The 11,993-nt window shown below is 72.4% G+C and carries 10 protein-coding genes and 1 pseudogene; 6 read left to right on the top strand and 5 right to left on the bottom strand.

Annotated elements, in window-relative coordinates; translation table 11 throughout:
* The first annotated feature begins 80 nt into the window (after positions 1–80).
* Positions 81–587 (top strand): NUDIX domain-containing protein, encoded by a 507-nt coding sequence (locus tag ABZ441_RS03830; RefSeq protein ID WP_358967920.1) that lies wholly within the window; start codon positions 81–83, stop codon positions 585–587.
* On the opposite strand, the gene abc-f is transcribed toward ABZ441_RS03830, so the two are convergent.
* The 3 genes from abc-f to ABZ441_RS03845 all read right to left on the bottom strand — a co-directional run bounded on the left by abc-f (position 566) and on the right by ABZ441_RS03845 (position 4,586).
* Positions 566–2,236, bottom strand: coding sequence for a ribosomal protection-like ABC-F family protein (gene abc-f, locus ABZ441_RS03835; RefSeq protein ID WP_358967923.1), 1,671 nt, complete (start codon positions 2,234–2,236; stop codon positions 566–568). The genes ABZ441_RS03830 and abc-f overlap by 22 nt on opposite strands.
* Positions 2,237–2,546: 310 nt before the next feature.
* The gene (locus ABZ441_RS03840) at positions 2,547–3,719 is read right to left on the bottom strand and encodes a PP2C family protein-serine/threonine phosphatase (RefSeq protein WP_358967926.1); all 1,173 of its coding nucleotides are present in this window, start codon (positions 3,717–3,719) and stop codon (positions 2,547–2,549) included.
* Positions 3,720–3,743: 24 nt separating this feature from the next.
* Positions 3,744–4,586 carry a GNAT family N-acetyltransferase gene (locus ABZ441_RS03845; protein WP_358967929.1) on the bottom strand — a complete coding sequence of 281 codons (843 nt, stop codon included), beginning with the start codon at positions 4,584–4,586 and terminating at the stop codon, positions 3,744–3,746.
* A 534-nt stretch (positions 4,587–5,120) separates the two neighbouring features.
* Here ABZ441_RS03845 and ABZ441_RS03850 point away from each other — a divergent pair.
* The 4 genes and pseudogenes from ABZ441_RS03850 to ABZ441_RS03865 form a co-directional block, all read left to right on the top strand.
* A complete protein-coding gene (locus tag ABZ441_RS03850) occupies positions 5,121–5,993 on the top strand; it encodes a SigB/SigF/SigG family RNA polymerase sigma factor (protein ID WP_358967931.1) in 873 nt (290 codons plus the stop codon).
* 205 nt (positions 5,994–6,198) lie between these two features.
* Positions 6,199–7,560, top strand: coding sequence for a bifunctional o-acetylhomoserine/o-acetylserine sulfhydrylase (locus ABZ441_RS03855; protein ID WP_358967934.1), 1,362 nt, complete (start codon positions 6,199–6,201; stop codon positions 7,558–7,560).
* Positions 7,557–8,705: a homoserine O-acetyltransferase gene (locus ABZ441_RS03860; RefSeq protein ID WP_358968197.1), complete on the top strand. Its 1,149-nt coding sequence runs from the start codon at positions 7,557–7,559 to the stop codon at positions 8,703–8,705. Before ABZ441_RS03855 ends, ABZ441_RS03860 begins: the two co-directional genes overlap by 4 nt.
* A 126-nt stretch (positions 8,706–8,831) precedes the next feature.
* Positions 8,832–9,053 (top strand): annotated as a pseudogene (locus ABZ441_RS03865) (sulfite oxidase); the annotation flags it as partial.
* 4 nt (positions 9,054–9,057) lie between these two features.
* Here ABZ441_RS03865 and ABZ441_RS03870 read toward each other — a convergent pair.
* Complete coding sequence (locus ABZ441_RS03870) at positions 9,058–9,945, bottom strand: NAD(P)-dependent oxidoreductase (RefSeq protein WP_358967936.1); 888 nt, start codon at positions 9,943–9,945, stop codon at positions 9,058–9,060.
* A gap of 47 nt (positions 9,946–9,992) precedes the next feature.
* Entirely contained in the window at positions 9,993–10,646 is a 654-nt protein-coding gene (locus ABZ441_RS03875) for an adenosylcobinamide amidohydrolase (RefSeq protein ID WP_358968199.1), read from the bottom strand.
* A 310-nt stretch (positions 10,647–10,956) separates the two neighbouring features.
* Between ABZ441_RS03875 and ABZ441_RS03880 the strand changes: the two genes are divergently transcribed.
* Positions 10,957–11,970 carry a PRC and DUF2382 domain-containing protein gene (locus tag ABZ441_RS03880; protein WP_358967939.1) on the top strand — a complete coding sequence of 338 codons (1,014 nt, stop codon included), beginning with the start codon at positions 10,957–10,959 and terminating at the stop codon, positions 11,968–11,970.
* The last annotated feature ends 23 nt before the right edge of the window (positions 11,971–11,993 follow it).

An 11,993-nucleotide genomic window follows, 5' to 3' on the forward strand; every position in this document is an offset into this window, starting at 1 on the left:
TACGGCGGTCCCGGACCACGGGGGTTCACGGCTGCCCGCGCCGGTGGCCTTCCGCCGGGCGGTCCCGCACACTTGACGACATGTCGACAGCCAAGCGCAGTGCGGGGATCCTTCTCTTCCGGGTCGTCGCCGACGGGGACGGCCACCCGGACGTCGAGGTGCTGATCGGCCATATGGGCGGACCGTTCTGGGCCCACCGTGAGGCGGCCGCCTGGTCCATCCCCAAGGGCGAGTGCGAGGCCACGGAGGAGCCCGCCGCCGCCGCGCGGAGGGAGTTCGAGGAGGAGGTCGGCCTGCCCCTCCCGGACGGCACCTGGGTGTCACTGGGCGAGTCGCGGCAGTCCGGCGGCAAGACCGTGACCGTATGGGCCGTGGAAGCCGGTCTGGACCCTGACGCGGCGGTTCCGGGCACCTTCAGCATGGAGTGGCCGAGGGGATCCGGCGTGCTGCGTGAGTTCCCGGAGATGGACCGGTTCGCCTGGTGCTCACCGGACGTCGCCCTCGCACGGCTGGTGGCGGGTCAGCGGGTCTTCGTCGAGCGGTTGCGCGTCCACGTGCGGGAGGGTCACGCCCCCTCGGAGGCGTAGACGTCCGCCACGGCGCGGCCGGCCCGGAGTTCGAGGCGTTCGCCGGCGAACCGGCGGCGGAAACTCCGGTCGTGCGAGACGACCACGACGGCGCCCGCGTACCGGTCGAGCGCGGCTTCCAGTTCCTCGACCAGACCCAGCGCGATATGGTTCGTGGGCTCGTCGAGGACCAGCAGATCGGCCGGCCGGGTCACCAGTCGCGCGAGGGCGAGCCTGCGCTGCTGCCCGACGGAGAGAGCCGCCACCGGCACGGTCAGGTCGTCCGGACGGAACAGGCCGAGAGCCAGCAGTTCGTCCTCGTACTCCTCGGGAAATCCCGGCCGCCCCGCGGCGAAGGTGGCCAGCAGCGCCCGGCGGGTCGGCCTGACCGGAAGTTCCTGCGGGAGGTAGCCGACGCGGCCCCGCCACCGGACCACGCCGGTGTCCGGCGCCAGGTCACCGGCCAGGACACGCAGCAGCGTGGACTTCCCGGCACCGTTCGGTCCGGTGACCAGGAGCCGCAGGCCCGGCGGGACGCGCAGGGAGGGCAGATCCAGCCGTTCGCCGACGCGGACGGAATCGAGCTCGGCCAGGGGGGCGGGGCCGCCGGCCTCCTTCCCCGCCGGGTCGGCGGCGAGGGCGAGGTCGGCGGTGAAGCGCAGCAGGCGAGGAGGCGCGGGGACGGGTGAGCGGCGCAGCGCCTCCAGCCGGGTCCTCGCGGCCCTGACCTGACCCGACAGCTTGGCCTCGTGCGACCTCCGGTATTTGCCGAAGCCCTGCCCGGGGTCCTTCCCGGTTCCCGTCAGGCGCCTGCCTGCCGCGGCCGCCGTCTCTTCGGTGCGGCCCAGCTCCGCCAGCCATTCCTGGTGCTGCTGGACCTGGCCGCGGCGTGCGGCGGCCTTCGCCGTGCGGTAGCCGTCCCAGCCGTCCCCGTACCGGGAGACGCCGCGCAGGTCGCGGTCGACCTCCAGGATCACCGTGGTGGTCCGCTCCAGGAACGCCCGGTCGTGGGTGACGGCGACCACGGTGCCCCGGTGGGCACGGAGGTGGTCCTCGAGCCAGGTGACGGCGCTCGCGTCGAGGTGGTTGGTGGGCTCGTCGAGGAGCAGGAGCTCAGGCGCCGCTGCGAGTACGCAGGCCAGGGCAAGCCGGGATCGCTCACCGCCGGACAGGGTGCCGAGCGCGCGGTCCCGGGTGAGGTGGCCGAGCCCGAGACCGTGCAGTGCGGCGGCGGTCCTGGCGTCCGCCTGGTAACCGCCGCGTTCCTCGTAGGCCGTCAGCAGGTCCCCGTACGCGGCGAGCTGTGCCTCGGAGGGATCTTGGTCGGACATCGCTTCCTCCGCCTCGCGGATCAGGCGTTCCAGGGTGCGGAGTCCGGCGAGGGCCGCGTCGACGGCGCCCTGGACCGTGCTGCACGGGTCGAGGTCGAGGGTCTGGGCGAGGTGACCGGTACCGCCCGGGAAGCTGACGGTGACGTCACCGCTGTCCGCAACCTCCGCCCCGGCGATCAGCCGGAGCAGGGTGGACTTGCCGGACCCGTTCTCGCCGATGACGGCGGCCTTCTCCCCTGGGCGGACGGTGAGGGACACCTGGTCGAACACGGACCGGTCGCCGTACGCCTTGGAGACGTCGGTCATCGCGAGCTGGGCGCGGGGGTGCTGAAGAGGCATGGGGGCTTTCCCTGAGTTGACATGCCCTCGGCGGCGCGCACATCGGCGTCATGGACGGAGGCGCACCGCGGGACGTGGGTGTCGGTCAGCGGGGAGGACGGCAGCACTTCGCGTGACCCGGCGGGTCAGCGGCGACGGTTGGCGTCGCGTGGCGGCGTCCTGGCCGCGTGTCAGAGAAAGAAGTAGTACGAACCCATGGCACCGATCGTACCCGTGCGCGTACCGGCACCGCGAGTACGCGTGCCCGTGCTGTGGGTGCGCCCGGCCGACCCCCGAACCTCCGGGCCGCCGACCCACCACCCGGCGGGGTTCACGCCGGAGTGCCGGGCGCGACGGTCCCACCCTCCGGCGGTCTGCTCAGGACGAGTACCGCCACGTCGTCACGGCGCACTCCGCCGGAGAAACTCTGCAGGTCCACCTGGAGCGCGTCCAGGACCTGGCCCGGCTCGCGGCCCACCCATCGCCCCAGCCGCTCGTCGAAGGGGTAGAAGACCCCGGTGGCGTCACGTGCCTCGGTCACCCCGTCGGTACAGACCAGCAGGGCCGCACCGGCGGGAAAGTCGACCCACTCCGCGGCACGCGCCTCACCGCCGAGCTCCGCCATGCCCAGCGGCACGGACGTGGTGTGCAGGGTGACCACCGACGCCGCCCCGTCGCACAGCAGCCGGGGCGGCAGATGACCGCAGTTGACGACCTGCATCCGGTCGCCCCCGTCGAACCCCAGGACCAGGGCGGTCACGAAGCGTTCGGTCTCACCGGTCTCGGCGGAGAAGGAGTTGTGCCGGACGACCGCGTCCTCGACGGAGTCGGCCACGGCGGTGAGCTCGGGCTCCCGTACGGCAGCCTCCCTGAACGCGCCGAGCGCGGCGAAACCGGCCCCGATCGCGGGCAGCCCCTTGCCCTGGACATCTCCGATGATCACTCGGGTGCCGTGGGCCGACTGCACGACCTCGTAGATGTCACCCCCGACGAAGCGGTCCTCCTCGATCGGCTCGTAGAGGCCGTGGGCACAGAGCTGCCGTGTGACGATGGGGAGCGGGCGCAGGATCTGGCTCTGGAGCGCGACGGCGGCCGAGCGCAGCCTCGCCACCTCGGTGGCGTGCCGGATCCGCGCGGCACAGGCGGCGACTCCCAGGGCACTGGCGAGGGCCGTGAAGCCGATGAGGAAGAGCACGTCCCAGAAGGGGCCCCTCGAGGCGATCCGGGATGCGACGACGACCAGCATCACCCACACCGCCACAGCGGTGGTCTGGCGGACCGTGCAGAAGACCGACGTCAGGGCGGGGAGCACGACCAGGAGCGGGATCAGGGGGAGGTCGTTGCCGGTGAGGGCGTCCAGGAGGACGACCGCCACGGTCAGCAGAACCATCCAGAACGCGAGCGCCCAGTTCCCGATGCGGGCGGCGCCCGCATCCGTCTCACCCGGATCCGAGCCGGGCAGCGGCCTGTGCGTCGTAGACGGGCGCAGGAGCCCCATGACCACGCCATGCCTCCCGCCTGCTCGCCCTCATCGCCCCACGTGTTCCAAGCTACCCGCCCCCGGGCCACGGGTCTCGGCGTCGGTGTGCGGCTCCGCGCCCGCCGGGACGATCACGGAGAGGAAGGAGGTCCGGCGGCGCAGGGTGAAGCCGATGGATTCGTAGAGGCGGACGGCGGAGGTGTTCGACGCGGCGGCGTGCAGGAAGGGCGTCTCGCCCCGTTCCCTGATGCCGTGGGCGACGGCCCCGACGAGGCGCGTCGCGAGCCCCTGGCCCCGTACGGAATCGTCGGTGCAGACGCCGCTGATCTCGGTCCAGCCGGGCGGATGCAGCCGTTCCCCCGCCATCGCGACGAGGACGCCGGCACGTCGGATACCTAGGTAGGTGCCGAGCTCCACGGTGCGTGGCAGGAACGGGCCGGGCCGGGTGCGCTCGACGAGGTCGAGCATCTCCTGCACGTCCGCCGGGCCGAGTGGCACGGCCTCCGGGTCGGGTACGGCGCCGGCGGCGTCGGTCACCATCTGGACGCCCTCGGCCTGGAAGACGATCTCCCAGTCGGACGGCGGGGGCTCACGGAAGGCCGTCACCGTGACCGATCCGCCGGGGCCCGCGAGTGCGGCGACGTCGGCCCAGTCCTGGGCGCCGGGGGCGTCCGGCAGAGCGAGCCAGGGGGTGACGTCGGGGTGGTAGCGCAGGATGCGTCCGCGCCGCTCGGCGAAGTGGGCGTGCGGACCGGTCAGGGCGGCGCGGACGGGGTTGTCCAGCGGATGGGGCCTTTCGGCTGCCGCAGCGGGGGCGGGTTCCACCGTAGGTGACGGGGGCGTGGTCCCCTCCCCTGGCAGGTCCACGGGCAGGGGTGTGGCCTCGGGCATGGTCTCTCTCACTCCGGTTCGGATCGGCGGCCGGCGACAGGCGACAGGCGACAGGCGACAGGCGACAGGCGTGTAAGGCTGATCCACCCCGTCCCTATTCCCTGGCCCTCGTCCCGCCGGGCCGCACACGAGCGCGCAGCCGAGGCACCGGACCGCACCGCGCCCTCCACCCGCCCTGCGAGGTCCGGCGTGTGCGGGAGATGACGCCGGTCGGGCCGGCGGCCGCACCCTGGTGTGGGCACGCGGAGCGGCCGGTCAAGCGAATAGTGACCGCTGCGCGGGATACCGCCCCAACAGGCATCGGCTTGTGGCACTCTGGACGTGACCGCCCCACCGGGCTCCCCCGTACCGGTGGGGCGGTTCTTGTGCTTCCGGGTTCACGGGGCTCCGCGGGCATGTCTTCCGCGGACGATCAGTGCCGTCCCCGGTCGATCCCCGTGTCCCTTGTCTCAAATCCTCCTGCTTGTGCATGAGTTGCGTCCCATCGGGCAGGCGCCCAGAACTCACGGCCCACAATCTGAGGAGCGTGACGGGATGACCACGCACACTGCACCGGCCGCGACTGCGGAACGAGCAGGTTCTCCGGACGGACTTCCCTGGATCGAAGACGCGGGGCGGATCGCCCCGAGGGACGCACGGAAGCTGTCGAAGCTCTTCTTCGACCGTCTGCAGGTGCTCGACGAGGGCACCCCCGAGCACCAGTACACCCGGAACACCCTGATCGAGATGAATCTGTCCCTCGTGCGATTCGCCGCCGGGCGCTTCCGCAGCCGGGGCAGCGGCGAGATGGAGGACATCGTCCAGGTCGGCACCATCGGCCTCATCAAGGCCATCGACCGCTTCGACCTCGCACGCGAGGTGGAGTTCACCTCGTTCGCCGTTCCCTACATCGTCGGCGAGATCAAGCGTTTCTTCCGCGACACCACCTGGTCCGTTCATGTGCCCCGGCGGCTCCAGGAGTTGAGGGTCGACCTGGCGAAGGCGAAGGAAGTACTGGCGGCGGACCTCGACCGGGACGCCACGGTGCGGGAGCTCGCCGATCACCTCGGTCTCGGTGAGAAGGAGGTCACCGAGGGCCTGGTCGCCGCCAACGGCTACACGGCCGGATCGCTCGACATCCCGGCCGACACGTCGGGCCCGGCCGGCGGCGCGACGGCCGGGCGCACCTACGCGGACGTGCTGGGCGAGCCCGACCCCGCCATGGAGACGGTGGAGAACCTCAATGCACTCGCCCCGCTGCTCGACGAGCTGGACACACGGGAGCGACGCATCATCGACATGCGGTTCGGCCAGGAGATGACGCAGGCCCAGATAGGCGACGAGCTCGGCATCTCTCAGATGCACGTCTCCCGGCTGCTCGGCGGCATCCTCCGGAGCCTGCGCAGCGGGATGCTCACCCAGGACTGACGCACGACACGACCGGCACCGGGCCGGCTCCGCATGCGGCGGGGCCGGCCCGGCACGTCTGTTGCGGCGGCGTTGCAGCTTCGTGGCCACCTGCGCGAATGGCTTCCATCCCGGCGCCGGCGCGCTCTACGGTCCGTAGCCAGTAGGCCGCCACGTCGCCACCGCGCTCGGGCGGACATCCCCGAACGACCGTGCGAGGTATGACATGAGCCAGCCCGTCGACGCCGTCACCGCGGGGCACGCCCCGCAGGACGAGGACCGTCAGGACGCCGGGGCCGCCTGGTCCTTCGAGACGAAGCAGATCCACTCCGGCGCGGTGCCCGACCCGACGACGGGCGCCCGAGCCGTGCCGATCTACCAGTCGACGTCCTTCGTCTTCAAGGACACCGGTCACGCGGCCGGCCTCTTCTCCTTGGCCGAGCCCGGCAACATCTACACCCGGATCCACAACCCGACGCAGGACGTCCTGGAACAGCGCATCGCCGCACTCGAGGGCGGGGTCGCCGCAGTCGCCCTCGCCTCCGGCCAAGCCGCCGAGACACTCGCCCTTCTGACGCTGGCGGGCGCCGGGGACCACATCGTCTCCTCCGCCTCCCTCTACGGCGGAACGTACAACCTGTTCCGCCACACGCTGCCCCGGTTCGGTATCGAGGTCTCGTTCGTGGAGGACCCCGACGACATCGAGGCCTGGCGGGCTGCCGTCAGGCCGGGCACCAAGGCCCTGTTCGCGGAGACGCTCGGCAATCCGCGCGGCGACGTCCTGGACATCCGTGGCGTCTCGGACGTGGCGCACGCGGCCGGCGTTCCGCTCGTCGTCGACAACACCGTGCCCACGCCCTACCTCCTGAGGCCGCTGGAGCACGGGGCGGACATCGTGATCCACTCCGCGACGAAGTTCCTCGGCGGTCACGGCACCACGATCGGCGGTGTCGTCGTGGACGGCGGCACCTTCGACTTCGGTGCGCACGCGGAGCGCTTCGCGGACTTCCACGCCCCCGACCCCAGTTACCACGGCCTGCGGTACTGGCCGGACCTCGGGCACGGCGCCTTCGCGGTGAAGCTTCGGGTCCAGCTGCTGCGCGACCTCGGGCCGGCGCTGTCTCCCCACTCGGCCTTCCTGCTCCTCCAGGGCGTGGAGACGCTCAGCCTGCGTCTGGAGCGGCACACGTCCAACGCGCTGACGCTCGCCCGCTGGCTGGAGAGCCGCGACGAGGTGTCGGCGGTGCACTACGCGGGCCTCGGGTCGAGCCCTTGGTACGAGGCGGGGCAGCACTATCTGCCGCGCGGCGCGGGCGCCGTGCTCGCCTTCGAGCTCCGGGACGGGGTGGAGGCCGGTAAGCGGTTCGTGGACGCGGTGGAACTGTTCAGCCACCTCGCCAACATCGGGGACGTGCGGAGCCTGATCATCCACCCGGCGTCCACGACCCACAGCCAGCTGACCGAGGAGCAGCTGGCAGCCACCGGGGCCACCGCGGGACTGGTGCGGCTCTCCGTGGGCCTGGAGAACGTGGACGACCTCAAGGCGGATCTGGAAGCAGGTTTCCGTGCCGCGAAGGCCGCGTCCTGAACCGGGCCGCCGCACCCCTGCCGCCGGCCACCGGTGGCCGGCGGGAGGGTGATCCGCCCGGCGGTCGTTCGTGGGCGGTGCTCGACGCCGCCCTCGGGCTCGAGTCCGGTGGGAAGCTGCCGGACGTACGGCTGGCGTACGAGACCTGGGGCCGGCTCGCGCCGGACGGCGGCAACGCGGTGCTGGTCCTGCACGCGCTCACCGGTGACAGCCACGCGGCGGGCCCCGCCGGGCCGGGGCATCCGTCGGCCGGCTGGTGGGACGCGCTGATCGGTCCGGGGCGGGCTCTGGACACCGACCGCTGGTTCGTCGTCGCCCCCAACGTGCTGGGCGGCTGCCAGGGCAGCACTGGCCCGGCCTCCCGGCGCCCCGACGGTGTTCCTTGGGGCTCCGCCTTCCCGTACCTCACGGTCCGTGACCAGGTGACGGCGGAGGCACGGCTGGCCGATGCGCTGGGGATCGGCCGGTGGGCCTCGGTGATCGGCGGTTCGATGGGCGGCATGCGGGCGCTCGAATGGGCCGTGAGCCACCCCGGCCGCACGGGGTCGCTGCTGATGCTCGCCGCTCCCGCCGCGTCCTCGGCCGAACAGATCGCCTGGGGCAGCATGCAGATCGCCGCCATCCGGAGCGACCCCGGCTGGCGGGGCGGCTGCTACCACGACGCACCGGCCGGCTCCGGCCCGCACCGGGGACTCGGACTGGCCCGGCGGATCGCCCATGTCACCTATCGCAGCGAGACGGAGCTGGGAGCGCGGTTCGGCCGGCGGGCGCAGCCCGGTGAACTTCCCTCGCTGGGAGGGCGGTACCAGGTGGAGTCGTATCTCGACCACCACGCGGACAAGCTGGTGCGCCGGTTCGACGCGGGCAGTTATGTGGTGCTCACCGAGGCGATGAACGCTCACGACGTGGGCCGGGGACGTGGTGGTGTGGCGCGGGCGCTGCGCCGCGCGGACATGCCGGCCCTGATCGCCGGCATCGATTCCGACCGGCTCTACCCGTCGGCGCAGCAGGCGGAGCTGGCAGCCCTGCTGCCCGGCGCCGACCATGTCCGGATCATCGAATCCCCTTACGGGCACGACGGGTTCCTCATCGAGACCGAACAGGTGGGAGTTCTCGTCAGGGAGCTGCTGTCTGCGGACCGCTGATCCGGATCGCCCCCGGCCCCGACCGCAGACCTCTGCCCCTGGAGTCTCCATGAGTTCCGAACCCCTGTCCGAAGCCGCGTACGACCGGAGGCGGCTGCGTCAGTGGACAGCCGGTCGAGCGAGGCCGACGGTGGTGGCCGGTGGCGTCCCGCGCGGCTGCGCGACGATCCCAGGCCGGGGAGCTGGGTGCGCTGGAGCGCCGACCGGGTTCCGGAGGGGGCGGGGCCAGGAGTGCTGCTCGCGAGGGCGACGGACCGCTCGGGCCGCACCCAGCCGACGACGACCCGGCACCACACGCAGGGGTACCTCTTCGACGCGGTGGTGCGGCATCCGGTGACCGTCGTCTGAGCGGCTATGCGGGGCGGCCGGCGAAGTACGTGGCGATCATGTCCTGACCACCGTGTCCGGCCGCCTCCGCCCGGGTGAACCGCTCGGCGGAGGCGGCGACCAGGTCGAGAGTCACCCCGGCCGCCTCGGCCGCCTCCAGGATCAGCCGGGAGTCCTTGAGCGCGGTGGAGAGCGCGAAGCTCGGGCTGAGGTCGCCGGAGAGCACCGCGGCGGACTTGCCCTGGAGATACGGGGTGTCCAGTGGGCCGCCCTTCATCGCGTCGAGGAAGAGCTGTGGGTCGAGCCCGAGCCCCTCGGCGAGATTCAGGCATTCCGCCACGCTGTTGACCATGTTGATCACCCAGGTGTTGGCGACGAGCTTGAGCCGGGTGGCGGCTCCCGGTTCCTCGCCGATCCATACGGTGCGCTGCCCGATGGCGTCCAGGACGGGCCGTGCGGTCGGGCGGGCAGCGGTCGGGCCGGACACGAACACCGTGAGTGCGCCCTGCTCCGCGGGCTGCTTCGTGCCGGAGACCGGGGCGTCGAGGTAGACCAGCCCCAGTCCGGCGGCGCGGTGAACGAGGTCCGCCGTGGCGTCGAGGCCGACGGTGGAGCTCTGCAGCCAGACCTGCCCGGGGCGCAGGCCGGGCGCGGCGGCGGTCAGGGTCTCCGCCACGGACCGGCCGTCGTTCAGGGCGGTGAGGACCACGTCGGCTCCGCGCACCGCTTCCTCGGCCGTGTTCGTCACGGTGGCGCCCTGGGCGGCCAGCGGCTCGGCCCTCGACCGCGTGCGGTTCCAGACCCTGACGGGAAGCCGGTCCCTGAGCAGGCTGCGGGCCATCCCTGATCCCATGATCCCGGTGCCGAGGACCGCGACGGTCGGTGTGCCCGGGGCGGCGGAGGCGGTGGTCATGGGTGGTTCCCTTCGTCGGTACGGGGCGGTCTTCGTGACCGGTGGTCTCAAGACTCCCTCAGCGCACTCTCCAGAACGGCGCGGTGCACGGCTCTGGCGAGTCGCGCGCCCCAGCGCGAACGGGGTCCCGCGAACGGCTCTCCCGGCTGCTCTGCCGGGTCGGGCGCGGCCACGCACACCGCGTCCGTCGGTGTCCCCGAGCAGTCGAGTCCCGCGTCCACGAGCGCCTGGACCTTCGCCTCGGTGGCGGTGGCCACCGCGTTGACCAGGGCTGCGTCGGAGAGGGCCACGGGGAGCGTGACGACGATGTTGACGGTGCCCGGTGGCAGCGGGCCGTCGGTGCCTTCGGGCGGGGCGGCGGCCCATCCCCGTACGCCGAGGCCGCTGGTCACCGTCGCGGTCGCACCGCCGTCGTCGGCGACGGTGTACGCGGTGACGTCTGCGGCGGTCATCAGTCCGGCACCAGGGCCGTCGAGCGCCTCGGCGGCCGCGATCTCCGCGAGGTGCCGGTCGGGGTCGAGACGGGGATAGCCGCCGGGCACCTGGGCGTTCAGGATCCAGGCGCGCGGGCCGAGCCCGCCGCCGAGCACCGCGCTGCTGCACACGCGCCAGCCCGGTCCGAGCCGCCAGACCAGGTGGTGCAGTCCGAGACCGCCTTCGCGCCGGTCCAGCAGTTCGCCGTGCTGCCGGGGCGGGCGGATGCCCACGGATCCGATGGCGCACCCCCCTGACAAGCCTGCCGGCGGTCGGCAGCGGCTGGTCGATCATACGGGCGGGCCAGGGTCCGCACGTCCGGCGCACCCGTGCGGGTGCTCACCCGAATGGCGTAACGCGTGTGGCGGACCGATAGGGGCGTGAAACGGGGCCACCGCCCCGCCCAGGTGTTCTGGGCCGCTCAGCGCCCGGGCCGGGAAGTTGCAGCGTCCATCCGGCTGAGGCGCGATGGAGACCGGACGCGCCACCCCTGGTGGATCCACCCACAGGACGCGCCCGGGCGAGGAGGAATCGGCCATGGGAGCCGCTGACGGTTTCACGGATTCCGGAGAACTCGACGGTCTGACCGTCTACGACAGCGACGGCGAGAAGGTCGGCACTGTGGGACGGGTGTACGTCGACGACGACACCGGCAAGCCCGACTGGATCACCTGCAAGACCGGCCTGTTCGGCATGAAGGAGAGTTTCGTTCCGCTGGCAGGAGCCCGCCGCGTGGGCTCTGACCTGCACATCTCCCATCCGAAGGACCGCGTCAAGGAGGCCCCTCGGGTGGACGCGGACGCGCACCTCTCCGTATCGGAGGAGGAGGAGCTCTACCGGCACTACGGCATGACCAGGAAGGGCGGCGGAGCGGGCGGCGACGCGCGCACCACGTCCGGGACGGGCACGGCAGCCATGGGTGCTGCGGGCGCGGCCGGTGCCGCCGGTACCACTTCGGCCGACCGGACGAAGGCGACCGGCACCGCGGCGGGCACCACCGGCTCCGCGGCCGGGATGGGCACCACCGGTGCGGGCGCGGGCAGGCACCGCGACACGGACGCCTCCTCCACGTCCCGGCCGCTCGCCGGAGCCGGAGCCGGAGCCGAGCGGTCCGCCGCGGGGGCCGGCGGCCGTGAGGAGATGGTCCGGTCCGAGGAGCAGCTCCAGGTCGGCACTGAGGAGTACGAGAGCGGAACGGCCCGCCTGCACAAGTACGTCGTGACCGAGAACGTCACGCGGACGGTGCCGGTGTCCCACGAGGAGGTACGCGTGGTGCGCGAGCCCATGAAGCCGGGTGACAAGGGCATGGGTGCGAAGGGCACGACCGACCTCGGCGAACAGGACGTCGAAGTCACCCTGCACGCCGAACGAGCCACCGTCCGCAAGGAGGCGGTCCCTGTGGAGCGGGTCCGTCTCGAAACCAGCAAGGTCACCGAACAGAAGGAAGTCTCCGCCGAGGTCCGCAAGGAGAAGATCGACTACGCGGACGGCAAGGACACGGGCAGCGGCAAGGACACGGGTGGCGAATTCGGCCAGGGACGTCGCCGCTGACCCCTCCCACAGCGGCGAAAGGC

The organism is Streptomyces sp. NPDC005752, assembly GCF_040630715.1.
Lineage (GTDB): Bacteria > Actinomycetota > Actinomycetes > Streptomycetales > Streptomycetaceae > Streptomyces.

Coding starts and splice junctions, on each gene's coding strand:
- ABZ441_RS03880 (WP_358967939.1), top strand. CDS start 10,957: ATGGGAGCCGCTGACGGTTTCACGGATTCCGGAGAACTCGACGGTCTG.
- abc-f (WP_358967923.1), bottom strand. CDS start 2,236: ATGCCTCTTCAGCACCCCCGCGCCCAGCTCGCGATGACCGACGTCTCC.
- ABZ441_RS03850 (WP_358967931.1), top strand. CDS start 5,121: ATGACCACGCACACTGCACCGGCCGCGACTGCGGAACGAGCAGGTTCT.
- ABZ441_RS03845 (WP_358967929.1), bottom strand. CDS start 4,586: ATGCCCGAGGCCACACCCCTGCCCGTGGACCTGCCAGGGGAGGGGACC.
- ABZ441_RS03870 (WP_358967936.1), bottom strand. CDS start 9,945: ATGACCACCGCCTCCGCCGCCCCGGGCACACCGACCGTCGCGGTCCTC.
- ABZ441_RS03830 (WP_358967920.1), top strand. CDS start 81: ATGTCGACAGCCAAGCGCAGTGCGGGGATCCTTCTCTTCCGGGTCGTC.
- ABZ441_RS03855 (WP_358967934.1), top strand. CDS start 6,199: ATGAGCCAGCCCGTCGACGCCGTCACCGCGGGGCACGCCCCGCAGGAC.